The 25,566-nt window shown below is 63.5% G+C and carries 23 protein-coding genes; 12 read left to right on the forward strand and 11 right to left on the reverse strand.

Annotated elements, in window-relative coordinates; all coding sequences use genetic code 11:
• Positions 1–139: 139 nt before the first annotated feature.
• The 8 genes from ahcY to NKI25_RS03275 all read left to right on the forward strand — a co-directional run bounded on the left by ahcY (position 140) and on the right by NKI25_RS03275 (position 14,064).
• On the forward strand, positions 140–1,540 hold the full coding sequence (gene ahcY / locus NKI25_RS03240; protein WP_023677552.1) for an adenosylhomocysteinase: 1,401 nt from the start codon (positions 140–142) through the stop codon (positions 1,538–1,540).
• Between the two features lie 188 nt (positions 1,541–1,728).
• On the forward strand, positions 1,729–4,290 hold the full coding sequence (locus tag NKI25_RS03245) for a sensor histidine kinase (protein ID WP_352634861.1): 2,562 nt from the start codon (positions 1,729–1,731) through the stop codon (positions 4,288–4,290).
• A gap of 8 nt (positions 4,291–4,298) precedes the next feature.
• Complete coding sequence (gene tsaE / locus NKI25_RS03250; protein ID WP_352576322.1) at positions 4,299–5,810, forward strand: tRNA (adenosine(37)-N6)-threonylcarbamoyltransferase complex ATPase subunit type 1 TsaE; 1,512 nt, start codon at positions 4,299–4,301, stop codon at positions 5,808–5,810.
• Positions 5,811–5,866: 56 nt separating this feature from the next.
• Positions 5,867–6,610, forward strand: a complete 744-nt coding sequence (locus NKI25_RS03255) for a nucleotidyltransferase family protein (RefSeq protein ID WP_352998229.1) — start codon at positions 5,867–5,869, stop codon at positions 6,608–6,610.
• A complete protein-coding gene (gene addB, locus NKI25_RS03260; protein ID WP_352998175.1) occupies positions 6,607–9,744 on the forward strand; it encodes a double-strand break repair protein AddB in 3,138 nt (1,045 codons plus the stop codon). Before NKI25_RS03255 ends, addB begins: the two co-directional genes overlap by 4 nt.
• Positions 9,741–13,253 carry a double-strand break repair helicase AddA gene (addA, locus tag NKI25_RS03265; RefSeq protein WP_352998176.1) on the forward strand — a complete coding sequence of 1,171 codons (3,513 nt, stop codon included), beginning with the start codon at positions 9,741–9,743 and terminating at the stop codon, positions 13,251–13,253. Before addB ends, addA begins: the two co-directional genes overlap by 4 nt.
• A 73-nt stretch (positions 13,254–13,326) precedes the next feature.
• Entirely contained in the window at positions 13,327–13,650 is a 324-nt protein-coding gene (gene trxA, locus NKI25_RS03270; RefSeq protein WP_023677558.1) for a thioredoxin, read from the forward strand.
• A gap of 132 nt (positions 13,651–13,782) precedes the next feature.
• Entirely contained in the window at positions 13,783–14,064 is a 282-nt protein-coding gene (locus NKI25_RS03275) for a cupin domain-containing protein (RefSeq protein ID WP_023718287.1), read from the forward strand.
• 48 nt (positions 14,065–14,112) lie between these two features.
• Here NKI25_RS03275 and NKI25_RS03280 read toward each other — a convergent pair whose 3' ends face one another.
• The 6 genes from NKI25_RS03280 to NKI25_RS03305 form a co-directional block, all read right to left on the reverse strand.
• Positions 14,113–14,532 carry a VOC family protein gene (locus NKI25_RS03280; RefSeq protein WP_352634865.1) on the reverse strand — a complete coding sequence of 140 codons (420 nt, stop codon included), beginning with the start codon at positions 14,530–14,532 and terminating at the stop codon, positions 14,113–14,115.
• A gap of 61 nt (positions 14,533–14,593) precedes the next feature.
• Positions 14,594–15,919: a bifunctional folylpolyglutamate synthase/dihydrofolate synthase gene (locus NKI25_RS03285; RefSeq protein ID WP_352472565.1), complete on the reverse strand. Its 1,326-nt coding sequence runs from the start codon at positions 15,917–15,919 to the stop codon at positions 14,594–14,596.
• 62 nt (positions 15,920–15,981) lie between these two features.
• Positions 15,982–16,908, reverse strand: coding sequence for an acetyl-CoA carboxylase, carboxyltransferase subunit beta (gene accD, locus NKI25_RS03290; RefSeq protein WP_352998177.1), 927 nt, complete (start codon positions 16,906–16,908; stop codon positions 15,982–15,984).
• A gap of 37 nt (positions 16,909–16,945) precedes the next feature.
• A complete protein-coding gene (gene trpA / locus NKI25_RS03295) occupies positions 16,946–17,785 on the reverse strand; it encodes a tryptophan synthase subunit alpha (RefSeq protein WP_023677563.1) in 840 nt (279 codons plus the stop codon).
• Between the two features lie 2 nt (positions 17,786–17,787).
• Positions 17,788–19,038: a tryptophan synthase subunit beta gene (gene trpB, locus NKI25_RS03300; RefSeq protein ID WP_352576311.1), complete on the reverse strand. Its 1,251-nt coding sequence runs from the start codon at positions 19,036–19,038 to the stop codon at positions 17,788–17,790.
• Positions 19,039–19,071: 33 nt separating this feature from the next.
• Positions 19,072–19,731, reverse strand: a complete 660-nt coding sequence (locus tag NKI25_RS03305; RefSeq protein WP_023677565.1) for a phosphoribosylanthranilate isomerase — start codon at positions 19,729–19,731, stop codon at positions 19,072–19,074.
• A 167-nt stretch (positions 19,732–19,898) separates the two neighbouring features.
• Between NKI25_RS03305 and NKI25_RS03310 the strand changes: the two genes are divergently transcribed.
• The gene (locus NKI25_RS03310; RefSeq protein WP_023677566.1) at positions 19,899–20,117 is read left to right on the forward strand and encodes a hypothetical protein; all 219 of its coding nucleotides are present in this window, start codon (positions 19,899–19,901) and stop codon (positions 20,115–20,117) included.
• Between the two features lie 31 nt (positions 20,118–20,148).
• On the opposite strand, the gene NKI25_RS03315 is transcribed toward NKI25_RS03310, so the two are convergent.
• From NKI25_RS03315 to NKI25_RS03325, 3 genes are all read right to left on the reverse strand, one after another.
• Entirely contained in the window at positions 20,149–20,616 is a 468-nt protein-coding gene (locus NKI25_RS03315) for a hypothetical protein (RefSeq protein ID WP_031211993.1), read from the reverse strand.
• 3 nt (positions 20,617–20,619) lie between these two features.
• On the reverse strand, positions 20,620–21,378 hold the full coding sequence (locus tag NKI25_RS03320) for a M48 family metallopeptidase (protein ID WP_023677568.1): 759 nt from the start codon (positions 21,376–21,378) through the stop codon (positions 20,620–20,622).
• A 100-nt stretch (positions 21,379–21,478) separates the two neighbouring features.
• Positions 21,479–21,967: a DUF2852 domain-containing protein gene (locus NKI25_RS03325; RefSeq protein WP_023677569.1), complete on the reverse strand. Its 489-nt coding sequence runs from the start codon at positions 21,965–21,967 to the stop codon at positions 21,479–21,481.
• Between NKI25_RS03325 and NKI25_RS03330 the strand changes: the two genes are divergently transcribed.
• Positions 21,897–22,097 (forward strand): hypothetical protein, encoded by a 201-nt coding sequence (locus tag NKI25_RS03330; RefSeq protein WP_198023569.1) that lies wholly within the window; start codon positions 21,897–21,899, stop codon positions 22,095–22,097. The genes NKI25_RS03325 and NKI25_RS03330 overlap by 71 nt on opposite strands.
• A 128-nt stretch (positions 22,098–22,225) precedes the next feature.
• On the opposite strand, the gene NKI25_RS03335 is transcribed toward NKI25_RS03330, so the two are convergent.
• Positions 22,226–22,690 carry an Lrp/AsnC ligand binding domain-containing protein gene (locus NKI25_RS03335; RefSeq protein ID WP_023677570.1) on the reverse strand — a complete coding sequence of 155 codons (465 nt, stop codon included), beginning with the start codon at positions 22,688–22,690 and terminating at the stop codon, positions 22,226–22,228.
• Between the two features lie 170 nt (positions 22,691–22,860).
• Between NKI25_RS03335 and NKI25_RS03340 the strand changes: the two genes are divergently transcribed.
• On the forward strand, positions 22,861–23,874 hold the full coding sequence (locus NKI25_RS03340; RefSeq protein ID WP_352998178.1) for a 1-aminocyclopropane-1-carboxylate deaminase: 1,014 nt from the start codon (positions 22,861–22,863) through the stop codon (positions 23,872–23,874).
• 2 nt (positions 23,875–23,876) lie between these two features.
• On the opposite strand, the gene NKI25_RS03345 is transcribed toward NKI25_RS03340, so the two are convergent.
• Positions 23,877–24,644 carry an alpha/beta hydrolase gene (locus NKI25_RS03345; protein ID WP_352844977.1) on the reverse strand — a complete coding sequence of 256 codons (768 nt, stop codon included), beginning with the start codon at positions 24,642–24,644 and terminating at the stop codon, positions 23,877–23,879.
• Between the two features lie 215 nt (positions 24,645–24,859).
• On the opposite strand from NKI25_RS03345, the gene infC reads away from it, so the two are divergent.
• Positions 24,860–25,396: a translation initiation factor IF-3 gene (infC, locus tag NKI25_RS03350; RefSeq protein WP_023677573.1), complete on the forward strand. Its 537-nt coding sequence runs from the start codon at positions 24,860–24,862 to the stop codon at positions 25,394–25,396.
• The last annotated feature ends 170 nt before the right edge of the window (positions 25,397–25,566 follow it).

Here is a 25,566-nt window from a genome sequence, read left to right on the forward strand (position 1 = left end):
AAGACATGCACGGATAAAGATTTCTTTATATCCCATTGTCGTCCGACTCCCGATCTGCTAGTCAGGCCGGCACCTCGCGCCCTCCGACACGCTTTCGGGGCGGGCGCGTCCCGCAATCAATTCGCATCGGAGCACTGCCATGACGGGTAGCAAGGACTATGTGGTCGCAGACATCGCGCTTGCCGGCTGGGGCCGCAAGGAGATCGAGATCGCCGAAACCGAAATGCCGGGCCTGATGGCCTGCCGCGAAGAATTCGGCGACAAGAAGCCGCTCAAGGGCGCGCGCATCACCGGCTCGCTGCACATGACCATCCAGACGGCGGTGCTGATCGAAACGCTTAAGGCGCTCGGCGCCGATATCCGCTGGGCTTCCTGCAATATCTTCTCGACCCAGGACCACGCTGCCGCGGCCATTGCCGAGGCCGGAATTCCGGTGTTTGCCGTCAAGGGCGAGACGCTTGAGGATTATTGGGTCTACACCGACAAGATATTCCAGTGGGCCGATGGCGGCACCTCCAACATGATCCTCGACGACGGTGGCGATGCCACCATGTACATCCTGATCGGCGCCCGCGCCGAGGCCGGCGAGGATGTGCTGTCCAATCCGGGCAGCGAAGAGGAAGAGATCCTGTTTGCCCAGATCAAGAAGCGCATGCAGGCATCGCCCGGCTTCTTCACCAAGCAGAAGGAAGCGATCCGCGGCGTCACCGAAGAGACGACGACCGGCGTCAACCGGCTCTATCAATTGCAGAAAAAAGGCCTGCTGCCGTTCCCGGCGATCAACGTCAATGATTCCGTCACCAAGTCGAAATTCGACAACAAATATGGCTGCAAGGAATCGCTTGTCGACGGCATTCGCCGCGGCACCGACACGATGATGGCCGGCAAGGTCGCGGTTGTCTGCGGCTATGGCGACGTCGGCAAGGGCTCGTCGGCTTCGCTCAAGGGCGCCGGCGCCCGCGTCAAGGTCACCGAGGTCGATCCGATCTGCGCGCTGCAGGCGGCGATGGACGGTTTCGAGGTGGTCACGCTCGAAGACGCAGCGCCGACGGCCGACATCGTTATCACCACCACCGGCAACAAGGACGTTGTTACCCTCGACCACATGCGCCTGATGAAGGACATGGTGATCGTCGGCAACATCGGTCACTTCGACAACGAGATCCAGGTGGCCTCGCTGCGCAACCTGAAATGGACCAACATCAAGCCTCAGGTGGATATGATCACCTTTCCGGACGGCAAGCGGATGATCCTTTTGTCGGAAGGCCGCCTGCTCAACCTCGGCAACGCTACCGGCCACCCGAGCTTCGTCATGTCGGCGTCCTTCACCAACCAAGTGTTGGCCCAGATCGAGCTGTACACCAAGCCCGGCCAGTACGAGAACCAGGTCTATGTCCTGCCGAAGCATCTCGACGAAAAGGTCGCGCGCCTGCATCTCGACAAGCTCGGTGCCCGCCTGACCGAATTGTCAGGCGAACAGGCCGCCTATATCGGCGTCACTCCGCAGGGACCGTTCAAGCCGGAACACTACCGCTATTAACCACGGCGAAACTTGCCACTAGATATTGAAGCCGGGCGATTGACTTTTCGCCCGGCTTTATTTTTGCGCTGATTGATTCTTCACGCCGATTCGCGCAAGCGCTATGGTGCTGATTCGCGGTCCGGGGACGAGGCCCGGGCGCACGCATCAGGGCGGTCTTGCATTCAGGCGGCGAAGAGGACCAAGACATGCCGGGGGATAACCCGCCTTGCGCGGGACAGGCCGTTTCCGGCGGCCATAACGATTCGATCACGGGCTCCGCTGCCAGAGGCGGCAGCCTTCTATGGCGCGCCGGCAGCCGTGTCGGGGTGCTGCTTGCTTCTTCCGCGCTGGTTAGTCCGCTGCTTGGCTTTACTGCACATGCCCAAACCCGCGTGGCGCAAAAGGCCGGGCTGTCGGTCAGCACGGTCGAGGTCATGCAACTCGCCATGTTCGTCGGCGTCATGGGGGCGGCATTGCTGTCGGCCATCTTTCTGATCCGCGAACGGGCGCGCACCGCGGCGGAAAATGCCGAGCTCAGGACCCGTATCGCCGACGTCAATGCCGCGCTGCAGCGCTCGGAGGCGCTGCTCCATTCCCGCGATCAGCGCGTGGTGGTATGGGCGGCCGAGAACAAGAAGCCCGAGCTTGTCGGGACATTGCCGATCGAGAGCGGCGCGCCGGAGGACCGGGCGGCCTTCCTGGCTTTCGGCCGCTGGCTGATGCCGCGTTCGGCGGCCGCACTCGAACATGCCGTCGCGGCACTGCGGGACAAGGCAAAGCCGTTCGATCTGGTCATCGAATCGCAGGCCGGCCAGCCGCTCGAGGTTCACGGCCGCAAGAGTGCGGCGCATGGGCTGGTTCGCTTCGTCTCGCTTTCGGAGACACAGCGAAGCCAGGCCAGGCTGAAGATCGAGAACCAGCGCTTAGCCGCCGACCATGAGACGCTGATCGGTCTTCTGGATGCGCTCAAGATGCCGTCATGGCTGCGTACTGTCGACGGGCGGCTGAAATGGGTCAACCGCGCCTACGCCGAAGCGGTCGAGGCCGAGAATGCCGAAGCGGCGGTCCGCGATGGCAAGGAATTCCTCGGCGGCCAGGCGCGCGACACGATCGCTGCGCAGCACAAGTCGCGCGCGGTCTTTGAACAGACGCTCTCCACGGTCATCGAAGGCGACCGCCGTATGTTTGCCGTGACCGATTTTGCCGGGGCGGATGGTTCGGCTGGTCTTGCCTGCGACATCAGCGCTATCGAGGCCATTCGCGCCGAATATGAGCGGACCATGCAGAGCCACGCCGACACGCTCGATCAGCTCAACACCGCCGTGGCGATTTTCGACACCGACGAGAAATTGCGGTTTTTCAATCAGGCGTTCCAGAAACTATGGGGCCTCGACAGCGGCTTCCTGCACAGCGCGCCGGACAACGCCTTGCTGCTCGACCGCCTGCGCAGCGAAGGCAAGATCGCCGAGCAGCCCGAATGGCGGCGCTGGAAAGAGAGCCTGCTCGGCGCTTACCGCGCGGTTGAATCGCAGGAGCATTGGTGGCATCTGCCGGACGGCAAGACCATTCGCGTCGTCGCCAATCCGCAGCCCAAGGGCGGCGTCACCTGGGTGTTCGAGAACCTGACCGAGAAGATGGACCTTGAAAGCCGCTACCAGACCGCCGTCCGGGTCCAGGGCGAGACGCTCGACAACCTCGCCGAAGGCGTCGCTGTGTTCGGCCCCGACGGCAGGCTGAGACTGTCGAACCCGGCGTTCGCGGCATTGTGGGGGCTGGATGCCGATGCCTCAAAACCCAACGTCCATGTCTCGACGATCCGCGACCTTTGCGACCGCCGTGCCGTCGACAGTCCGTGGGGCGGGTTCGTTGCCGCCATCACCGGCTTCGACGACGAGCGCCGCGACCGCCACGGCCAAACCGAATTGAACAACGGCACCGTTTTGCGCTACGCCGTCATCCCTTTGCCCAACGGCCAGGTGATGATGACCTTCGTCGACGTTACCGACAGCGTCAATGTCGAGCGGGCGCTGAAGGACAAGAATGAGGCGCTGCAAAAGTCCGACCAGATCAAGAACGAATTCGTGCAGCACGTCTCCTATGAGCTGCGCTCGCCACTCACCAACATCATCGGCTTTACCGAGCTTCTTTCACTGCCGTCGACTGGTCCGCTGAACCAGAAGCAACGCGAATATATCGGGCATGTCGGCTCGTCCTCCTCGGTCCTGCTCACCATCGTCAACGACATCCTCGACCTGGCGACGGTGGATGCCGGCATCATGGAACTCGACATTTCCGAAGTTCACATCGATCGAACCATTACGGCTGCCGCCGAACTGGTCGCCGACCGGCTGGAGGAACATGCGATCAAGCTTAGGATCGACGCGGCGGCCGCGCCGAAAACCTTCCACGGCGACGAGATCCGCGTCCGCCAGATCCTCTACAATCTGCTCAGCAATGCCGCCAATTACGCGCCGGAGGCGAGCACCATAACGCTCGCCTGCCGCCAACTTGCCGACGGCGTGGAATTTTCCGTTCACGATGACGGCCCCGGCATGCCGCCGGACCTGCTTGACTCAGTGTTCCGGCGCTTCGAGCCGCGCACCAATGGCGGCCGCCGCCGTGGCGCCGGGCTCGGCCTGTCGATCGTCAAGAGCTTTGTCGAACTGCATGGCGGCAGCGTCCGCATCGAGACCGGCAGGGATAAGGGCACCACGGTTGTTTGCACCTTTCCCGACACGCCGTCCGGCATCCGCGCGGCGGCCGAGTAGCGCGTTCGATGGCGGTATTGGTGCTGGAGCATTTTCTCGCCGACGAGGCTGCGACGGCAAGGTTCGGCGAGGATCTCGCCATGTCGCTGCGCATTGGCGACGTGCTCGCCCTCAAGGGCGATCTCGGCGCCGGCAAATCGACCTTGGCACGGGCGCTGATCAGGGCACTGGCCGACGATGCCGGACTCGACGTGCCGAGCCCGACCTTCACGCTGGTCCAGAGCTACGACACGCGTGTGCCGGTTCATCATTTCGATCTCTACCGCTTGGGCACGGCATCCGAGCTGGATGAGCTGGGCTTCGACGAGGCGCTGACGCAAGGCGCCGCGCTGGTCGAATGGCCGGAGCGGGCAGAGGCATATCTGCCGAAAACCTCGGTGCTGGTCGAACTTCTCCAGCAGGGCGACGGCCGATTGGCGAGACTATCGGGAGAGGGCGCCGCCTTCGAGCGCGCGGCGCGATCGCTGGCAATGCGCGATTTTCTCGGGCAGGCCGGTTGGGGCGAAGCGCAGCGACGATATTTCATCGGTGATGCCTCGGCTCGCTCCTACGAGATCGTCACGCTCGCCAGATTTCCGCCGCGGGTGCTGATGAACTCGCCAAGGCTGGTGCTCGGACCGCCAGTCCGCGACGGCAAACCCTATGCCGAGATCGCTCACACCGCGCAATCCGTTTCGGCGTTCGTCGCCATCGACCGGGCCTTGCGGGCCGGCGGCGTCAGCGTCCCGGAAATCTATGCCCAGGATCTCGACCAGGGTTTTCTCCTGCTGGAGCATCTCGGTTCCCAAGGGTTTCTCGACAAGCGCGGCCAGCCGGTGGCCGAGCGCTACGCTGCGGCGGCCGGACTGCTTGCCATGATGCACGGCAAAACATGGCCGACCCGCATGCAGGCCGGCCCCGGCGTCTTCCATGAGGTGCCGCCTTTCGACCGCGACGCCATGATGATCGAGGCCGAATTGTTGGTCGACTGGTATGTCCCGGCGATATCAGGCGCTCCGCCTAGAGAGGCGCTGCGCGCCGGTTACCGCAGCGAATGGAGTGCGGTGCTCGATCGGCTGGAGGGACGCGAATACACGCTGATGCTGCGCGATTTCCATTCACCCAACCTGATCTGGCGCGCTGACCGTTCCGGTCACGATCGCCTCGGCGTCGTCGATGTCCAGGACGCGCTGATCGGGCCGTCCGCCTACGACGTCGCCTCGCTAGCCATGGACGCGCGCGTCACTATCTCACCCGAAATCGAAAAGCACACGCTCGCCGCCTACATCGCCGCGCGACGCGCTGCCGGTGCCTTCGATGAGAACGAATTCCGCGAAACCTATGCAATCATGGCCGCACAGCGCAATTCCAAGATCCTCGGCATCTTCGTGCGGCTCGAAAAACGCGACGGCAAGCCTTATTATCTGAAGCATCTGCCGCGCATCCGCGACTATCTTCGCCGGGCACTGGCGCATCCGGCGCTGGCCGGGCTGCAGGATTTCTACATCGCCCACGACTTGCTGGAGGAACGCTCGATTTGACGGCTAAGGATTTGGGCCTGAAGGCGTCGGATGAGCAGTCGATGCCGACGACCGCCATGGTGCTCGCCGCCGGGCTCGGCAAGCGCATGCGGCCGATCACCGACACCATGCCGAAGCCGCTGGTCAAGGTCGCCGGCAAGACATTGCTCGACTGGGGGCTGGACTGCCTAGCCGAAGCCGGCGTCGCCACGGCCGTCGTCAACGTCCATTACCTCCCGCAACAGATCGTGGACCATGTAGCCCGCCGCAGTGCGCCGAGAATCGTCATCTCGGATGAGAGCAGGGGCTTGCTTGACTCCGCCGGTGGTATCGTCAAGGCATTGCCCAGGTTAGGGGCGCCCTTCTATGTGCTCAACGCCGACACCTTCTGGATCGACAGCGGCGTCTCCAATCTCAGGCGACTTGCCCTTGCATGGGAGGGCGTGACAATGGACATTCTGCTGATGCTTGCGGATCTCCAGTCGGCAACCGGACATAGCGGCGGCACCGACTTCCTGATGGCGCCGGGCGGCGCCTTGCGGCGTGCGAACAACGATCCCGCCGGTCTGATCTATGCCGGCGCCGCAATCGCCCATCCGCGCCTTTTCAAGGACGCTCCGACCGGGCCGCACTCGCTCAATGCCTATTTCGATGCGGCCATCGCTACTGGGCGCCTGTTCGGCATGAAAATGCAGGGTCACTGGATTACTGTCGGCACGCCCGATGCCATTCCGCTTGCGGAAGCGGCCGTCGCCGCCGCGCTTGCCGGCACGCCCAATGCTGTTGCTGAGGCACCCGGCGCTTTTACCGAGGCGAAATGAGCGGCTCCCGCCGCGTTTTCTCGATCCCGCCCGGAGCGCCGTTCCTGCCGACGCTGGCCGAGGCGCTGCTTGCGGGGCGCTTGGTTCCCGGCTTCGCCTATGACGGCGATCCGCTGGCGCTGGCCGATCTCACCATCTATGTGCCGACGCGCCGTGCGGCGCGGGCGCTTCGCGGCGTCTTCGTCGATGCTCTCTCGCGCTCGGGAAGCCGCTCGGCGATCCTGCCGGTCATCCGCCCGCTTGGTGAGTTCGATGAAGATGAAGCCGCCTTCGAGGCAGGAGCTTCGGTCGCCATCGACCTTGCGCCGCCGATCGCCGCGGTCGAGCGTCTTCTGCTGCTTGCGCCGCTGGTGCGGGCGTGGAAACGCCGCCTGCCGGCACATGTCGCGGCATTGTTCGACGAGGAGATCGTCATACCGGCCTCCGCCGCCGACGCCATCTGGCTGGCGCGCGACCTTGCACGCCTGATGGATGAGATCGACACCGAAGGCACGGATTGGGCAAGGCTCGCCGACCTTGTAACCGGCAATCTTGCAGGCTGGTGGCAGGTGACACTCGACTTCCTGACCATCGTGACGGAGAACTGGCCGAACCTGCTCGAGGAACGCCATCGTTCCAATCCGGCCGCGCATCGTAATGCCCTGATAAGGCTGGAGGCGGCGCGGCTGAAGCGTAATCCGCCAGCCGGACCGGTGATCGCCGCCGGTTCCACCGGCTCCATTCCCGCCACGGCCGAGCTGCTTGCCGTGATCGCCGGTCTGCCCAATGGCGCCGTCGTGCTGCCCGGGCTCGACCGGGCGTTGGACGAGCCGTCCTTTGCCGCGATCACCACACCGGGCGCGCGCCCAGCCGTGCTTGGCCACCCGCAATACGGCCTGGCAAAGTTGATCGGCAAGATCGGCGTGCCGCGCGCCGATGTCGAGGAGATTGCTGTTGCGCCGCGACCGCTTGCGCTGCGCGCCGCACTTGTCGGCGAAGCGCTGCGCCCGGCGGAGACCACCGAGCTCTGGGCCGAGACGCGCGCCCGCTTTAGGGCCGGCGATATTGCCGAGGCCTTCGCCGATGTGACGCTTCTCGAAGCCGCCAGCGAACGCGACGAAGCCGTGGCGATCGCTGTCGCGCTCAAACAGGCCGTCGAACGGCCCGGCCAGCGCGCCGCACTCGTCACCGGCGACCGCGCTCTGGCGCGGCGCGTCTCAGTCGAGCTGCTGCGCTTCGGCGTTGCCGCCGACGATTCCGGCGGCACGCCGCTGATCAACACACCAGCCGCCAGCCTGCTCAGGCTGGCGCTTCAGGCAGCCTTCCGCCCGGGCGACCCCGTCGCCCTGCTGTCGCTGCTCAAGCATCCCCTGCTTGGCCTCGGCCTGGAGAGGGCAAGCGTGCGCTATGCGGCCGAAATCGTCGAACTCGTGGGGCTGCGCGGCGGCACAGGGCGTCCGGACGTGGCGTCGCTGCCGCAGCTCTTCGACACCCGGCTCCTCGAATTCGACGGCGGCGGCAATCGCCGCCCACCCTTCTGGTGGCCGCGGCTTTCGGTCAGGCGCATCGAACAGGCGCGCGACCTGCTGATCCGGCTAACGGCCGCGCTGGCGCCGCTGGTTGCTTTTCGCGGCGACGAGAATGCCGATCTTGCCACCCTTGTGCGCGCCAGCGTCGTTGCGCTCGAAAGTCTCGGCCGCGCCGCTGACGGCAGCCTGAGCGAACTCTATGCGGGCGATGCCGGCGAAAAGCTCGCCGAGCTCTTGCGCGGGCTGGTCGCGGCCTCGGTGTCGTTCTCCTTCGCCGCTGACGAATGGCCTGACGTGATGGAGGCGCTGATCGCGCCCGAGACGGTCAAGCCGGCGCAGGGCACCGACAGGAACATCGCCATCTGGGGTGCGCTGGAAGCGCGGCTTCAGGATGTCGACACGCTGGTCGTCGGCGGGCTCAACGAAGGCGTGTGGCCGCGCAAGCCGGAGAGCGACCGCTTCATGTCGCGGCTGATGAAGACCGGCATCGATCTTGAACCGCCCGAGCGGCGCATCGGCCTTGCCGCCCATGATTTCCAGATGGCCATGGGCGCCAAAAAAGTGGTGCTGGCTCGCTCCGGCCGCTCCGGCGACGCACCGTCGGTACCTTCGCGCTGGCTGCAGCGCATCCTTACATTCGTCGGCGAGGACCACGCTGCTGCACTTCGCCGGCGCGGCGACGAACTGCTTGCCTGGGCGCGTGCGCTCGATGCCGGCGAAAAGCAGGACTTTGCGCCGAGGCCGCAGCCGAAGCCGCCGCTCGCCGCGCGGCCGCACCACTTCTCGGTCACCGAGATCGAAACGCTACGCCGCGATCCCTATGCGGTCTATGCCAGAAGGATACTCGGCCTGATGCCGCTCGATCCGGTCATTCGCGATCCGGGCGCCGCCGAGCGTGGCACGCTGTTTCACGCCATTCTGCACCTCTTCTCGGCGAGGGTGGCCGACCCGCGCGCGCCGGAGGCGCTGGACGGGCTCATCGCCGCAGGCCGCTCCTGCTTTGCCGAGGCGGCCCTGCCGGCCGATGTCGAGGCGGTGTGGTGGCCGCGTTTTGAAAAGCTTGCCGCCGGCATCATCGAATGGGAGCGCGGCCGGGCCGCCGCCGTGGCACGGCGGCACGCCGAGGAACGCGCCGAAAAGACCGGTGTCGGCCGATCCGGCGTGACCCTGTCCGGCTACGCTGATCGAATCGATCTGCTGGCTGGCGGCATGGCCGACATCCTCGACTACAAGACCGGCTCCTCGCCATCCAAAGCGCAGGCGCACACGCTGCTCGCGCCGCAACTGGCGCTGGAGGGCGCGCTGCTGCGTCGCGGCGCCTTCAAGGAGCTTGGCGCCTGTGAGCCGTCGCAACTGGCTTTCGTGCGGCTGAGGCCGAATGGCGAGGTGTTCGAAGAATCGATCCTCGAATACAACCGCAAGCCGCGAACCGCCGCCGATCTCACCGAAGAGGCGTGGGCGCGGCTGGAAAAACTGCTGATCCACTACGCCGACCCGGCGACCGGCTATCTGTCGCGGGCGCTGCCGTTCCGCGAGGGTGAGACCGACGGCGACTACGACCATCTCGCCCGCGTGCTCGAATGGTCGGCCGGCGGCGATGCCGACGACGAGGGAGGGGAGGCATGAAAAAGGCCTATCCCATTCCAAGCGACACTGTCGCCAGTCAGGCAAGCGCCTCCGATCCGCGCAATTCCGCATGGGTGTCGGCCAATGCCGGATCCGGCAAGACCCATGTACTCGCCCAGCGCGTTATCCGGCTGTTGCTGCGCGGCACCGATCCGTCCAAGATCCTGTGCCTGACCTATACGCGTGCCGCCGCCGCCAACATGTCGAACCGGGTGTTTTCGACCCTGTCGCAATGGACGGCCCTGGGCGATGCCGAGCTCTCGACACGGATAGAGGCGCTGGACGGCCGCCAGCCCGACCGCGAAACCATGCGCCGGGCGCGGCGGTTGTTTGCCGAGGCTCTGGAAACACCGGGCGGGCTGAAGATCCAGACCATCCACGCCTTCTGCGAATCGGTGCTGCATCAGTTCCCGCTGGAAGCCAATATCCCTGCGCATTTCGAAATGCTCGATCCGCAAATGGAGGCATCGCTGTTTGCCGCCGCCCGCCGCGACATGATTTCGGGCGGCGTTGCAGGCGATGCGGCATTGTCCGACGCCTTCGCCACCGTGCTGGAGCGCGGCGGCGAGCATGGGCTCGACGCACTGCTGGCCGAGATCGTGCGCAAGCGCGATGGTTTGCGTGCGTTCATCACCGCGGCCGGCGGCGATGGTTTTCAGGCGCTGTTCGACGAGTTCCATTTCCGCGCCGGCCAGACGGCCGAAGGTATAGCCGCCTCGGTCTGGCCGCTGCCCGGCTTCCTGCCGGATTATCTCGTGACCTTTTCACGGGCGGCCGAGGCCGCCGATGCGCGCATCGTGCTGAACAATCTGCTGCCATACGCCCGCCTTGCCTTTGCCGAGGAGGATCCGGTACGTCGCCTGAATTTGCTCTCCAAGGCTTTCCTGAGGGCCGACGGCGAGCCTTACGATCCGGCAAAGACATTTAAAAGGGCATTGCTTGACCGGCTGCCCGATCTTGCCGAACGTTATCTGGCGGCGGTCGACGCCATTCTCGAAATCTCCGACCGGCTGGCCTTGTTCAGGATGCTGGAAGGCACGCGTGCGGCGCTGACCATCGCCGACTGGCTGATCGCCCGTTACGAGCAATTGAAGCGCGCCCGCGGCTTCCTCGACTTCAACGACCTGATCACCCGTACGGTCAACCTTTTGGCACGGCCCGATGCCGGCCCTTGGGTGCAGTACAAGCTCGACCAGGGCATCGACCACATCCTGCTCGACGAGGCGCAGGACACCAGTCCCGACCAGTGGGAGGTGGTCAAGCGGCTGGCAGAGGAGTTCTTTGCCGGGCTCGGCGCACGCGACGCGGTCCACCGCACCATCTTTGCTGTCGGCGACGAAAAGCAGTCGATCTATTCCTTCCAGGGAGCCGCCCCGGATTCCTTTGCCGACAGCCGGCTTTTGTTTGCCGGCAAAGTTAGATCCACCGCCGCCGCCTTCGCCGATCTCAAGCTGACCTGGTCGTTCCGCTCGACCGAAGATGTTCTTGCCGCCGTCGACCGGGTCTTTGCCGACCCGAACGTGCGGCGCGGCATCAGCCACGATCCTGATCCGCTCGACCACAAGGCGATCCGCACCGATGCGCCGGGTCATGTCGAGGTCTGGCCGTCGATCGGCGCCAACGTCGTCGACGAACCAGACGATTGGACGCAAGCGGTCGACCATGCCCACGCGCCGGCAGTCCGCGTCGCTGAAAACGTCGCCGCAACGATTGCCGGCTGGATCGGCAACGGTGAGGTCATCGAAGGCCGCGGCAAGAAACTCCGCCCCGGCGACGTGCTGGTGCTGGTGCGCAAGCGCGATCGCTTCGTCCATGCGCTGACGCGGGCGCTGAAGCGCCGCGACATTCCGGTGGCCGGCGCCGACCGGCTCAGCCTGCCCGGCCACGTCGCGGTGAAAGACCTGATCGCACTTGGCCATTTTCTCATCCAGCCCGAGGACGATCTGTCGCTGGCCGCCGTGCTGCGCAGCCCGATCTTCGATGTTTCGGAAGAGCAGCTTTTCGCGCTTGCTGCCCAGAGGCCGTCGGGCGTCTCGCTGATCGCCTCGCTGCGCCGGCATGTCGGCGAAAGCGAGGCGTTGGCCGCCGTCGTCAGCCGGCTCGACACATGGTCGAACGAGGCCGCATTCAAGCCGGTGTTCGAATTCTATGCCGCAGCTCTCGCCCGCGACGGCCTGCGCAAGAAGATGATCGCGCGGCTCGGTCCGGAGGCCGGCGATATCCTCGACGAATTCCTGAATTTCTGCCTGGCCGAGGAGCGAACCGGCCTGCCAGGGCTGGAATCCTTCCTGTCGACGCTGGAAAACGCCGGCCCCGAGATCAAGCGCGAAATGGACCAGACCCGCGACGAGGTTCGCGTCATGACCGTGCACGCCGCCAAAGGCCTGGAAGCGCCGGTGGTATTCCTTGTCGATGGCGGCTCCGCGCCGTTCAGCGACCAGCATCTGCCGAGATTGATGCCGTTCGAAGGCTCGGGCGACTGCTGGGAGGGCAAGGGCTATCTCTGGCGTTCGGCCAGCGATGTCGCCAATGGGTTTTCACGCGCCGCATCGGCCCGCGCCCGCGAGCTCGCCGACGACGAATACCGCCGGCTGCTCTATGTCGGCATGACCCGCGCCGAGGATCGGCTGATCGTCTGCGGCTACCATGGCAAGCGGGCGCCGAATACCGGCACCTGGCATTCGATCGTCAGCCGCGCACTGGTCGGTGCCGCGGAGAGCGAAGAACGCCGGCATCCCGCCACTGGCGAGACCGTGCATCGTTTCCAGGTGACGAAACTGCCGCCCATGCCACTGGCGGCAGTGAATGAGGCACGACAGGCGGAACGCTTTGCACCACTGCTTGAAACCCTGTTCCGGCCTCTGCCGCCCTTCGAGGAATTGCCGCGGCCGCTCTCGCCGTCCGGCGCCTCGGTGCTGATCGAGGAGGCGCGGCAAGCGGTGGCCGACACGCGTTCGCCGGTACTGGATGCCGACGCCGAGCCCGGCTTTGCCGTCATGCGCGGGCTGGCGCTGCACAAATTGCTGCAGATGCTGCCCGGCATCGCCGAGGGAAAACGCCGGGATGCCGCCGAACGCTATCTGGCAAGAGCCGGCGCGGAATGGCTCGACGACGAGCACGACAAGGCCTTGGCTGGCGTTTTCAGAATTCTTGCCGACAGCCGCTTCGCGCCGCTGTTTGCGCCAAACTCGCGCGCCGAAGTCGCCATCATGGGCAGCCTGGAGGTAAGGGGCAAACTGCGCTCGATTTCCGGCAAGATCGACCGGCTGGCAGCAACGCCGGACAAGGTTTCGATCGTCGACTACAAGACCAATCGGCCAGCGCCAGCTACGCTCGCCGAAGTGCCGCAAGCCTATGTTCTGCAGCTCGCACTTTATCGCGCGCTGCTTCAGCCGCTCTATCCGGGACGCGAGGTCTCGGCGGCGCTGCTGTTCACCGAGGCACCGCGGCTGATCGAGCTGCCGGCGGCGGCCTTGGACGATGCGCTTGCTAGACTCACGGGAGCGTGACACAACACTTGCTTGAAGACGGACGCGACCACCACCACATTTGGTGCGACGAACAAATCGAAAGGATCTCAGCATGGCCACCGTCAAGGTCGACAAGAGCAATTTCCAGGCCGACGTGCTCAACGCCAAGGAGCCGGTCGTGGTCGATTTCTGGGCGGAATGGTGCGGCCCGTGCAAGATGATCGCCCCGGCGCTCGAGGACATCGCCATCGAACTCGGCAGTAAGATAAAGATCGCCAAGCTCAACATCGACGAGAATCCTGAGCTGGCCGCGCAGTTCGGCGTACGCTCGATCCCGACGCTGATGATCTTCAAGGGCGGCGAAGTCGCCGACATGAAGGTCGGTGCTGCGCCGAAAACGGCATTGTCGCACTGGATCAACGGCAGCCTCGCCTGATCCGATCAAAATTTTGCAGAAAAGCCCGGCCTCGCGCCGGGCCTTCTTTTGCTGGCGTCATTGGTGGGCCGCTCTGGCACTCGCGGCTTGCCGCCCGGTATTCTTCTCTTCTGAATTCAAAGGAGAAGCGATATGACCGGATCCGCCAAGGCCACCGTCTTCATCGACAATGAGCGCGTCATCGTCACCGAATACCGCTTCGCCCCGGGAGACAACACCGGCTGGCATCGCCATGGCCACGACTATGTGATCGTGCCGTTGACCGACGGCAAGGTGAAGCTCCTGACCAAGGACGGCGAATCCTTTGCCGAGATGAAGAAGGGCGCGCCGTATTTCCGCAACGAGGGCGTCGAACATGATGTCATCAGCGCAAACGATGGCGAATTCGCCTTCATCGAGGTCGAGCTGAAGTAGTCCACCAACCATCGGCTGCGCCGCTACAATTGTCCCGGCGAGGCGCGATCACCAATCCGCGATACGATCGCCACCGACGAATTGTGCGCTTTTCTCAGTATATTCGAACAGTTCGATCTTCACGCCGTTGGGCTCGCGGATCCAAGCCTGGTAGGTGTCATCGCACGCGCGTTTCTTTGAAGTGACATCAACCCCCTTTGACCTCAGATGGGCGATCGCGGCGTCGATGTTTTCCACTTCGAGGCAGAAGTGGTTGATCTGGTTCAAGTCGCCATAGCTGGCGCCGTCTTTCTGGAACACCTCGACATGGCTACGGCTGCCGCAATTGAGGTAGAAGCCGAAAATCTTCCCGTCGCGCAGGAAATTGAACTGGGTGTCCATGCCGAGGACGTCCCGATAGAAGCTTCGCGTCATCTCCAGGTCATTCGCGAAAATGCAAACGTGAGCGAGCTGCTTTACCTTGATCATGATTGGCTCCTCGCGGTGGTCTGATAAGTGTGGCGTCACCGTGGCCCGGCTGAAGCACGCCTCAAACCGGCGGCGTGCCGTTTTCGGCCAATACCGCGCCGGCCAGGTAAAGTGACCCGCCAATCAGGATGCGCGGCGGCGGTCCGTCCCATGTGTCGCGCAGCAGCATCAGTGCGTTTGCAACGGAACTAACCGGTTCGGCCGACAAGCCTGCCTCAATGGCGCGGGTCGCCAGCTCGTCGTTCGGCACGCCGGCGTCGCTCAGGCTCACCGGCACGGTGTAGACGTGCCGCACCAGCCCTTTGAAGGCGCGGAAATAGCCGCTTTGGTCCTTGGTGTTGATCATGCCCGAGATCAGGAACAGCGGCCGCGGGTTCTTTTCCTCCTGCTCGGCCAGGGCCTCAGCGACGACCACGCCGGCGCCGGGATTATGGCCGCCGTCGAGCCAGATGTCGGCGCCCTTCGGCGCCAGTTCGCTCAGCCGGCCTTGTGGCAGCTTTTGCATGCGGCCCGGCCAGGCGACATTCGCCATCGCCTTCTCGGCAGCGCGGTGGCTGATCTCGAAGCCCGCTGCCTTGACCGCCGCGATCGCCGCCGCCGCATTGGCGAATTGATGGCGCCCCGGCAGGCGCGGCGGCGGCAGGTCCATCAATCCGTCTTCGTCCTGATAGACCATGCGGCCGTTTTCCTCATAGGCAAGGAAATCCTGGCCATAGACGAAGGCGGGGCAGTCGAGCCGCTCGGCGGTTTCGATGAGCACCTGCTGGGCCGTCTCGCTTTCCTGCGCGCCGATGACGACCGGGCATCCGCGCTTGATGATGCCGGCCTTTTCGGCGGCGATCAGCTCGACGCGGTCGCCGAGATAGGCTTCATGGTCGAGCGACACCGGCATGATCACCGACACGGCCGGCTCGGCGATGACATTGGTGGCGTCGAAGCGGCCGCCAAGGCCAACCTCGAGGATGACGGCATCGGCCGGATGTTCGGAAAACAGCAGGAAGGTGACGGCGGTGAGGATTTCGAAGACGGTGATCTTCTGGCCTTGATTGGCTTTGGCGACGCGGGCGATGGCTTCGGCGAAGACCTTGTCGTCCACCAGCCTGCCGCCGCCATCCGCGGCCAGCCGGTAGCGCTCGTGCCAGTTCACCAGATGTGGCGAGGTGTGGACGTGGACGCGGTAGCCGGCGGCTTCGAGCAGCGCCCGTGAAAAAGCAGCGCAGGAGCCCTTGCCGTTGGTGCCGGCGATGTGGATGACCGGCGGCAGCTGGTCTTGCGGATTGCCGAGGCGCTCGAGCAGCCGCGAAATGCGGTCGAGCGAAAGGTCGAAGCCCTTCGGGTGAAGCGCCATCAGGCTTTCGATTTCGCGGTCGGCGGCAAGCGTGGTCATGAAGGAATCCTACGCGCGCGCACAACGGCACACAACAGCCGCTCGCGCCGCGTGATGTCGCGTCAGGCTTGCGGCCGGGCTTCGGCCGGTATCGCCACCGGCGGCAGGATTTCCGGCTCCTGCGGTTTTTGCTCTTCCGGCAGCTTGAGCAGCATTCTCAGCAGCCGCGCAACCGTCTGGCGCATCTCCAGCCGCGACACCACCATGTCGACCATGCCGTGTTCCATCAGATATTCGGCGCGCTGGAAGCCGTCGGGCAGCTTTTCCCGGATGGTCTGCTCGATGACGCGCGGGCCGGCAAAGCCGATCAGGGCGCCGGGCTCGGCAATATGCACGTCGCCCAGCATGGCATAGGAGGCGGTGACGCCGCCGGTCGTCGGGTTGGTCAGGACGACGATATAGGGAAGGCCAGCCTCCTTCAGCCTGTCGACGCCAATCGTGGTCCGCGGCAGCTGCATGAGCGACAGGATGCCTTCCTGCATGCGGGCGCCGCCGGAGGCCGCAAACAGGATCAGCGGCCGCTTGCGCTGCAAGGCGACCTCGAAACCATGCACGATGGCGTCGCCGGCCGCCATGCCGAGCGAGCCGCCCATGAAGGCAAAATCCTGCACCGTCACCACCACCGGCAGGCCCTCGACCGTGCCCAGCGCATTGATGATGGCATCTTCCATGCCGGTCTTGGCCTTGGCATCCTTCAGCCGGTCAATGTAGCGCTTTTCGTCGCGGAACTTGAGTGGATCCTGAACGACCTTGGGGTTTTCCAGCGTCTCGTATTTGCCGTCGTCGAGGAAGAATTTCAGCCGTTCCTTTGCCGATATCTTCATATGATGGCCGGAGGACGGAATGACGAACTGGTTCTGCTCCAGATCCTTATGGAACACCATTTCACCGGTCTCGGGATCCTTGATCCACAGGTTTTCCGGCATGTCGGTGCGGCGGCCGAGCATCGAATTGATCTTCGGACGGACGTAATTGGTGATCCAGTTCATCGCTTCGGCTCCTGTCCCTTAAGAAGACGTAGGAAGATTATTCGGCGGCAGCAAGGCGAGCCGCGCGAACCCCTTGCGAAAGCCCGCTGACCAGCGTGGCGACGGCCTCGGCCGGATCGGCGGTCTTTTCGCCCTTCGGCCCGAGCACGTTGGCGACGGCATTGACAATCGCGGTGCCGACAACGACGCCGTCGGCCGACGCGCCGATGGTGCGCGCCTGCTCGGCGGTCTTGACGCCGAAGCCGACGCAAACCGGCAGGTCGGTATGGCTCTTGATGCGCTTGACCGCTGCCGCCACCTTGCCGGTGTCGGCCAACGCCGAACCGGTAATGCCGGTCATCGAGACGTAGTAGACGAAACCCGACGTGTTCTGCAGCACCTTGGGCAGGCGCTTGTCGTCGGTGGTCGGCGTCGCCAGCCGGATGAAATTGATGCCGGCCTTGAGTGCCGGGATGCAAAGCTCCTCGTCCATCTCAGGCGGCAGGTCGACGACGATCAGCCCGTCTATACCGCTGGCCAGCGCATCGCTCAGGAAGCGCTCGACGCCGTAGATGTAGATCGGATTGTAATAGCCCATCAAGACGATCGGGGTTTCACTGTCGCCGGCGCGGAATTCCGAGGCCATCTTCAGCGTTTTGACCAGTGTCTGGCCGCCCTTCAGCGCCCGCAGGCCGGCCGCCTGGATCGCCGGGCCGTCGGCCATTGGATCGGAAAACGGCATGCCGAGCTCGATGATGTCGCTGCCGGCGCCGGGCAGCGCCTTCATGATCGACAGGGAGGTGTCGTAGTCCGGGTCGCCGCCCATGAAATAGGTGACGAGTGCCGGTCGACCTTCGGCCTTCAGCTTTGCCATGCGGCGGTCGATGCGAGTGGCCATGATCAGATCTCCATGCCCAGCATATTGGCCACTGTGTGCACGTCCTTGTCGCCACGGCCGGACAGGTTGACGATGACGATCTGGTCCTTGTCCATATCAGGCACGATCTTCACCGCCTGCGCGATGGCATGGGCCGATTCCAGCGCCGGAATGATGCCCTCGACGCGTGTCGTCAGCTGGAACGCCTCCAGCGCCTCGTCGTCGAGGATCGGCACATAGTCGACGCGGCCGGAATCGCGCAGCCATGAGTGCTCCGGCCCGACGCCGGGATAGTCGAGGCCGGCCGAGATCGAGTGGCCGTCCATGATCTGGCCGTCGGCGTTCTGCAGGAGGTAGGTGCGGTTGCCATGCAGCACGCCGGGCGCGCCGGCACTCATCGAGGCGCAATGCTCGATGCCGTCGAGCCCGCGGCCGCCGGCTTCGACGCCGATGATGCGCACCTGCCTGTCATCCAGGAAGGGATGGAACAGGCCGATGGCGTTCGAGCCGCCGCCGACACAAGCGATGATGGTGTCCGGCAGCCGGCCTTCCTGCTCGAGGATCTGGGCACGCGCCTCGGTGCCGATCACCGACTGGAAGTCGCGCACCAGCTCCGGATAGGGGTGCGGGCCGGCGGCGGTGCCGATCAGGTAATAGGTATCCTCGACATTGGTCACCCAATCGCGCAGCGCCTCGTTCATGGCGTCCTTCAGCGTGCCGTGGCCGGCGGTCACCGGCCGCACCTCGGCGCCCAGAAGCTTCATGCGAAAGACGTTGGGGCTTTGCCGGGCGACATCGGTTGCACCCATATAGACGATACAAGGAAGCCCGAAGCGCGCCGCCACTGTAGCGGACGCGACGCCATGCTGGCCGGCGCCGGTCTCGGCGATGATCCGCGTCTTGCCCATGCGCTTGGCGAGCAGGATCTGGCCGAGGCAGTTGTTGATCTTGTGCGAGCCAGTGTGGTTCAGGTCCTCGCGCTTGAAATAGACTTTTGCGCCGCCCCCGAGGCCCTTAGCCGCGGAAACCCCGCGAAGATGCCGGGTAAGGCCTTCGGCGAAATAGAGCTTCGAAGGCCGCCCGGCGTAATGCGTCGAGAGATCGGTCAGCTCGGCCTTGAAATCCGGGTCGTTCTTGACCTCGTTCCAGTGCCGCTCCAGCTCGAGGATCAGCGGCATCAGCGTTTCGGCAACGAAACGACCGCCAAAAATGCCGAACATGCCCTGCTCGTCGGGGCCGGTGCGGAAGGAATTCGGTATCGCCGGCTTATCCATCGCCGATCTCCTGGTCTGCGGTTTGAAGCGTGGTCAGGCGGCGCGGTTGTCGCGTGCTGCCCCGACGGCCCGGAAAAATTGTTCGATCAGCGCCGGTTCCTTGACGCCCGGCGCGCTTTCCACGCCCGAAGAAATATCTATTCCGGGCGGGTTCACGAGCCGAACGGCGTCGCCGATATTTCCAGCATTGAGCCCACCGGAAAGCATGTAATCGACGCCGGCGTCAAGGCCGGCAAGAATGCGCCAGTCGAAGGCAAGACCGTTGCCGCCCGGCAATTCCGAATTCCTAGGCGGCTTGGCATCGAACAGAAAGCGGTCGGCAATGCCGACGAAGGGTTTTACCTGCTCGAGATCGGCAGCCTCGCTGACCGGCAGCGCCTTCATCACCGGCAAGCCGTAGCGCGCCTTCACCTCGGCCACCCGCTCAGGGGTTTCGGCGCCGTGAAGCTGCAGCATGTCGGGCTGCATTTTTTCGACGATCTCATCCAGAAACGCGTCGCCGGCGTCGACCGTCACCGCAACCGCCTTGGCCCTGCCGCGCGCCGCTTCGCGCAGGCGGCCAGCTTCCGCCGGCTCGACATAGCGCGGGCTTTTGGCAAAGAAAATGAAGCCGACATGGCTGGCGCCGCCGGCCAATGCCGCGGCCAGTGCCTTGTCGGTCTTCAACCCGCATATCTTGATGTCGAGCGCCATGGCGCGGGATTGGCACGAAACGGCCAAAGAGTCGAGAAAAAGCATCCTGTTTGCCGCCAGCGCGGAACGCGCTACCTTGCTAATGTAAGAGCGCAACGCGCTACCTTGCTAATCTAAGAACGCAACGCGCTGCCTTGCTCAGGCACAAAGGCGGGAGAACAAAGATCATGCCGGAAAAGACCGTCGCGGAACTCAGGCAAAAGCTGGCGCAGGCCCATGAGGTCATCGCTCATTTGATGGACAAGGCCGCCTTCAACGGCGCCGAGGCGCACCGGGCGCTGGCTTATTTCAGCAACGATGGCTTCGAGAAGGATTTCCTGCCCTGGCCGCGCCACGCCGACGAGGGGCTGCGGCCGGAGGAGTTGAACGCGGCCAATGACGATTGAGCAATTAAGCCCTGATCAAAAGCGCACTCTGTCAATGGAGTGTTCCTCCTCTCAACGCGCAACTTAGGTTGTTCATGGCCTCCAACGGAAAGTCATGTTTGCGCCAGTTTTCCTTGTAACCTTTGAGGCCATGTGTGTTCAAAACCTCACGCGCGGCACTGAGAACTGCTTCTGCGAACTCTCGCAACCCGCATGTGGCTTCAAGTTTCACCTCGCCGAAGTCGTCTGGCTCGTCAGACCAGATTTCTGAAAATTCCAGTATCTGCACTCTGACAAAAGCGCCTTCTGGCACCAGGACGAAGCGATACTCACCGGGCTCATCACAGAAGCGTGCGACCGAATACCTGGTGCCTTTCAGCGCGTTCAGCGTGGCGCCAAGCAACTCGTTGAGGGCATCGCCCAGATAAGACGCCGCCACGGTCGCCTGAAGGTCCCCAACCGTGACATCGCACATCGCCCAGCCCGCTCCAATCAGCCGGTATTCCATCCGCGCAGGCATCAATCACTCGAACGCGATCGCCTGCAGCGCGCCGCCATTGCGCTTGAGCCAGTCCTTGCAACGCTCGGTGTCCGGGCAAAGCTGCTCGCATAATTTCCAGAATTTCGGGCCGTGGTTCATCTCCTTGAGGTGCGCCACCTCATGCGCGACGAGGTAGTTTATCACCGGCCGCGGCGCCATCATGATGCGCCAGGAAAACGACAGATTGCCGTCCGACGTGCAGGACCCCCAGCGGCTCGACGTATCCTTGAAGCGGATCGCCTTGGCCCGCTTGCCAATCGCCGCGCTGTGCTTCGTCACCAGCGCCTCGATCTCGCGCTTGGCTTCGCGCTTCAGGAAATCGGCGATGCGGCGCGGCAGATGCACGCGTTCGCCATGCACGATCATCAGCGGTCCGCGCTCGTCGCGCGACAGCGTGACGGTTCCGCGTTTCGACGGTTCATGGACGATGCGATGCGGCACACCGCGCACCGGTACCTTGATGCCGGGCCGCACCTGTGGCCGGTTGGGTACCTTGGCCAGCCTTTGCTCCAGCCAGTCCTGATGGCGGTCGAGGAATTTTTCCACCTCGCCGCGGCGCAGCCCCGGCGGCACGGTGATGCGCAGGCCGCGGCCGCCGGAGTCGATGCGCAGCGTCAGGCGGCGGGCGCGGTCGTTCTCGACGATCTTGAGCGGCAGCGTGCGGCCGGCAACGCAATGCTCGCGCTCCACGACGGGCGTGGGCTTGGGTTTCGCCGGGGTGCGGAAGAAGCCGAATGACATGCCGGGACGATACGCGATTCGAGGGAAACGAATAGAACAAAAAAGAAACGGCGCCGCTGACGCGGCGCCGTTTTTGAATTATTTATCGGGGCAAGGACCTTTACTCGTCGAGCAGGCCTGGCGTGGAATTACCGCCGCGTTTGTTGTTCGTCGTCGAGCCGGTTGACCCACCGGTCGTGGGCGACGTCGACTTGTTGCGGTTGGCCATGAAGCGGTCGAACTCTTCCTGGTCCTTGGCGCGGCGCAATTCGCGGGCATATTCGTCGAACTCGCTCAGCATCTCGTCGAGCTTGCGGCGTTCCTCGGCAAGCCGCTCGAGTTCCTTTTCGCGCCAGTCGTCGAAAGCGACGTTGCCGGTGCGGGCGGAGCCATGGCCCCAGCGCGCGGCCTTGTCGGACCCGCGGCGGCAGCCGGCGAAGATGCCGTCTGTGGCGCGATTGACGTCACGCTTGAAGCCCTCGAGCCGGTCGCCCCAGATGATGTAGGCGAGCATGGCGAAGCCGAGCGGCCAGAACACCATGAACCCGATCACCATCAACGCGATGGTCGCCGGCGTCCAGGCCGGACGGATCAATGCAGATGTGTTCATTTCTCCCAATCCTTCAGTTGGAGACAGCCAAATCCGGCTGCGTGAAATCGAAATGGGATGGAGAAAACGGCGATTCAAGACAGCGACCGCCAAAACCGGACAAGCGGCTGAAATGATTATCGCTTTTTGAGCATTTCGAGGAAAAGAGCAGTCAGGCCCCATAAGGGGGCAATGCCGCCGACGGTTCTGTAGTGAAAATCCAGCGCCGATCGCGTCTGCTGGCTGAGTGCAATGGTTTGACGCTTCGAAGCCGTCCGTTCAAAAATCCAGAGGCGCATTGTCGACGACCTCTTTCATCACGAAGAAGGTTCTGGTCTGGCGAACGCCAGGCAGTGCGATCAATTGGTCCCCGTGGATTCGGTTGAAATCCGCCATGTCACCAACCCTGATCTTCAGAAAATAATCGAAGTCGCCTGCCACCAGATGGCAGTCGAGGATGAATTTCAGCTTGGCGACGGCCTTTTCGAATTCCGCGAAACTCTCCGGGGTCGAACGGTCGAGTACGACGCCAACCATCACCAACGCGCCTCTGTCGACCTTCTGCGGGGTCACCATCGACCTGACATGGCTGATGTAGCCTTCATCGAACAGGCGTTGCGTCCGGCGGTGGCACGTCGCCGGGCTAACAGCGACCGACTGCGCCAGCTCCGCATTGGTCAGTCGCCCATTGCCCTGGAGCAGGCGCAACATTTTCAGGTCGATCCGGTCGAGCGCTGCGCGCATGAAAGATTCTTCCGTTATTCGGATTAAGAATCGAATATATATGACATTTCAATGCCATGAAGCGATATTTTGGATATTCTGGGCTCGATCTTTGAGAGCACATTTCAAGGCAGAGCTGATAGTGTTCATCGCACCACACCGCAATGAATGGAACAAGCGAGGGCACTCTCATGCTCGAGAAATTCGAACGTTATCCGCTCACATTCGGGCCGACCCATATCGAGAAACTGGAGCGGCTTGGTGGTCATCTCGGCGGGAAGGTCGATCTCTATGCCAAGCGGGAGGATTGCAATTCCGGCCTTGCCTTCGGCGGCAATAAACTGCGCAAGCTCGAATATATCGTCCCGGACGCGATCGCCTCAAACGCCGACACACTGGTGTCGATCGGCGGCGTCCAATCCAACCATACGCGCATGGTGGCGGCCGTCGCGGCGAAGATCGGCATGAAGTGCCGCCTCGTGCAGGAAAGCTGGGTGCCCCACGAGGACGCCGTCTACGATCGCGTCGGCAATATCCTTTTGAGCCGGATCATGGGCGCTGATGTCCAGATGGTCGATGAGGGTTTCGACATCGGGATTAGGGAAAGCTGGGAACAGGCAATCGCGGATGTGAAGGCCAAGGGTGGCAAACCCTATCCAATTCCGGCCGGGGCTTCGGTACACAAATATGGCGGCCTGGGCTATGTCGGCTTTGCCGAGGAGGTCCGCGCGCAGGAGAAGGATCTCGGCTTTGCCTTCGACTACATCGTCGTTTGTACCGTCACCGGTTCGACTCACGCCGGCATGCTGGTCGGCTTCGCCAAGGACGGCCGCGAGCGCAAGGTGATCGGCATCGACGCATCCTGCACCCCGGCGCAGACCAAGGCGCAAGTGCTCAAGATCGCGCAGAGCACCGCGACGCTGGTCGAACTCGGCAAGGAGCTCGATGAGAACGATGTCGTCCTGATCGAAGATTATGCCTATCCGGTCTACGGCGTCCCCTCGCAGGAGACGAAGGAAGCAATCCGTCTCTGCGCGCGTCTTGAAGGCATGATCACGGATCCGGTCTATGAGGGAAAATCCATGCAGGGCATGATCGATCTCGTGAGCAAGGGTTATTTTCCCAAGGGATCGAAAGTGCTCTACGCCCACCTTGGCGGCGCTCCGGCCATCAACGGATATGCTTATGCGTTCCGCAACGGCTGAATCTATCCCGCCTGCCGCACCATGGCGTCCACCGCCCGCACCAGCATGTCGAGATCCTGCGGCCGCGACAGGCGGTGGTCGCCGTCGGGAATGAGCGACAGCGTGACGTCGTCGGCCGGCAGCAGGCTGACCAGCTTCAACGCATGGCTCGACGGCACGTCGGGATCGGCAAGGCCTTGCAGGATGTGGACCGGACAGTGCGTGTCGATCGGCCCGGCCATCACCCGGTTGTTGCGGCCGTCCTCGATCAGCGCGCGCGTGTAGATGTAAGGCTCGGCTGAATAGTCCGACGGCTCCTCGAAAAAGCCCTTTTTCCTGAGGTCGCGCTTTTGCGCTCCGGTCAGCACCGGCTCGATCAGTTCAGCGGTGAAATCGGGCGCCGGGGCCAGCAGCACAAGACCTGCGATGCTGTTTTCGCCCGCCTTGCGCAATTCCTGCACCATGCGCAGCGCGATCCAGGCGCCCATCGAGGAGCCGACCAGGATCTGCCTGCCCTGGGTGAAGCGGCGGAAAACCGCCAGGCTCTCGCCCAGCCATTTCGAGATGGTGCCGTCGGCAAAGGCGCCACCCGATTCGCCGTGGCCGGAATAATCGTGGCGCAGAAAGGCGCGACCTTCTTTGCGCGCCCATTCCGACAGCGTTTCGGCCTTGGTGCCCAGCATGTCGGATTTGTAGCCGCCGAGCCAGACGATGCCGGGCTCGGCACCTGCCGCATGCCTGACGGCGATGCTCGTCCCGTCGACGTCCAGGAAGATCGGGGTGGTGGTCATGGTGTATTCCCTCACGCCGGTCTTTTGGCACAAGCGGGGGTTCAACGAAAAGTGCTCCGCCACTTTCTTCGCTTGGTGCAGAGGAGCATTCCATCGAGCAGGTGATTTCCTGAGAATGCTGTGCTATTGACTCCGACCGCGCGCTCACCACATTGCGCGTTCGCAATTCTGAACTGAAGAACCCCTTAACGAAACGGCTCAAGGAGACCACGACCATTCGCAGACCTTTCAAAGCAGCGGCGCCCACCAAGGAAGGCCCGCGCTCCAACCGTGACATCCGGGTTCCCCGGGTCCAGCTAATCGACGCCGAAGGCCAGAACCGCGGCGATGTCTCCATCAACGATGCATTGCTGCTCGCCGAAGAGGCGGGGCTCGATCTGGTCGAGATATCGCCCAATGCAGTGCCGCCCGTCGTAAAGATCCTCGATCTCGGCAAGCTGAAATACGCCAACCAGAAGAAGGCGGCCGAGGCGCGCAAGAACCAGAAGGTCATCGAGATCAAGGAGATCAAGATGCGCCCGAACATCGACAGCCACGACTATGAGACCAAGATGAAGGCCGTCCGGCGCTTTTTCGAGGAAGGCGACAAGGTCAAGCTGACATTGCGCTTCCGCGGTCGCGAGATGGCGCATATGGAACTCGGCATGCAGCTTCTGAACAAGGTTCGCGAGGAAGTGGCGCCCATCGCCAAGGTCGAAGCCGAACCGAAGCTCGAAGGCCGCCAGATGATGATGGTGCTGGCGCCCCGCTAAAGCGCGTTGCGCTTTAGTTCTGTTTTGTGCATGTCGTTGTCGCAAAACCGCTGCGCACTTTTGGGCGACGTGCATAAAATCCGCCTGAATCATGTTGCAAGGCGTCCCGGCGATCGGCGGGGCGCCTGTTTTCTTGGCCAGACGCTGCGATCGCCGGCGAGAGCAAAGAC

Source organism: Mesorhizobium sp. M0808 (assembly GCF_040320025.1).
GTDB lineage: Bacteria > Pseudomonadota > Alphaproteobacteria > Rhizobiales > Rhizobiaceae > Mesorhizobium.

What these genes read in the sequence shown, in the direction of transcription:
- ahcY (WP_023677552.1), top strand. Translation starts at nt 140, where the DNA reads ATGACGGGTAGCAAGGACTATGTGGTCGCAGACATCGCGCTTGCCGGC.
- NKI25_RS03245 (WP_352634861.1), top strand. Translation starts at nt 1,729, where the DNA reads ATGCCGGGGGATAACCCGCCTTGCGCGGGACAGGCCGTTTCCGGCGGC.
- tsaE (WP_352576322.1), top strand. Translation starts at nt 4,299, where the DNA reads ATGGCGGTATTGGTGCTGGAGCATTTTCTCGCCGACGAGGCTGCGACG.
- NKI25_RS03255 (WP_352998229.1), top strand. Translation starts at nt 5,867, where the DNA reads ATGGTGCTCGCCGCCGGGCTCGGCAAGCGCATGCGGCCGATCACCGAC.
- addB (WP_352998175.1), top strand. Translation starts at nt 6,607, where the DNA reads ATGAGCGGCTCCCGCCGCGTTTTCTCGATCCCGCCCGGAGCGCCGTTC.
- addA (WP_352998176.1), top strand. Translation starts at nt 9,741, where the DNA reads ATGAAAAAGGCCTATCCCATTCCAAGCGACACTGTCGCCAGTCAGGCA.
- trxA (WP_023677558.1), top strand. Translation starts at nt 13,327, where the DNA reads ATGGCCACCGTCAAGGTCGACAAGAGCAATTTCCAGGCCGACGTGCTC.
- NKI25_RS03275 (WP_023718287.1), top strand. Translation starts at nt 13,783, where the DNA reads ATGACCGGATCCGCCAAGGCCACCGTCTTCATCGACAATGAGCGCGTC.
- NKI25_RS03280 (WP_352634865.1), bottom strand. Translation starts at nt 14,532, where the DNA reads ATGATCAAGGTAAAGCAGCTCGCTCACGTTTGCATTTTCGCGAATGAC.
- NKI25_RS03285 (WP_352472565.1), bottom strand. Translation starts at nt 15,919, where the DNA reads ATGACCACGCTTGCCGCCGACCGCGAAATCGAAAGCCTGATGGCGCTT.
- accD (WP_352998177.1), bottom strand. Translation starts at nt 16,908, where the DNA reads ATGAACTGGATCACCAATTACGTCCGTCCGAAGATCAATTCGATGCTC.
- trpA (WP_023677563.1), bottom strand. Translation starts at nt 17,785, where the DNA reads ATGGCCACTCGCATCGACCGCCGCATGGCAAAGCTGAAGGCCGAAGGT.
- trpB (WP_352576311.1), bottom strand. Translation starts at nt 19,038, where the DNA reads ATGGATAAGCCGGCGATACCGAATTCCTTCCGCACCGGCCCCGACGAG.
- NKI25_RS03305 (WP_023677565.1), bottom strand. Translation starts at nt 19,731, where the DNA reads ATGGCGCTCGACATCAAGATATGCGGGTTGAAGACCGACAAGGCACTG.
- NKI25_RS03310 (WP_023677566.1), top strand. Translation starts at nt 19,899, where the DNA reads ATGCCGGAAAAGACCGTCGCGGAACTCAGGCAAAAGCTGGCGCAGGCC.
- NKI25_RS03315 (WP_031211993.1), bottom strand. Translation starts at nt 20,616, where the DNA reads ATGCCTGCGCGGATGGAATACCGGCTGATTGGAGCGGGCTGGGCGATG.
- NKI25_RS03320 (WP_023677568.1), bottom strand. Translation starts at nt 21,378, where the DNA reads ATGTCATTCGGCTTCTTCCGCACCCCGGCGAAACCCAAGCCCACGCCC.
- NKI25_RS03330 (WP_198023569.1), top strand. Translation starts at nt 21,897, where the DNA reads ATGAACCCGATCACCATCAACGCGATGGTCGCCGGCGTCCAGGCCGGA.
- NKI25_RS03325 (WP_023677569.1), bottom strand. Translation starts at nt 21,967, where the DNA reads ATGAACACATCTGCATTGATCCGTCCGGCCTGGACGCCGGCGACCATC.
- NKI25_RS03335 (WP_023677570.1), bottom strand. Translation starts at nt 22,690, where the DNA reads ATGCGCGCAGCGCTCGACCGGATCGACCTGAAAATGTTGCGCCTGCTC.
- NKI25_RS03340 (WP_352998178.1), top strand. Translation starts at nt 22,861, where the DNA reads ATGCTCGAGAAATTCGAACGTTATCCGCTCACATTCGGGCCGACCCAT.
- NKI25_RS03345 (WP_352844977.1), bottom strand. Translation starts at nt 24,644, where the DNA reads ATGACCACCACCCCGATCTTCCTGGACGTCGACGGGACGAGCATCGCC.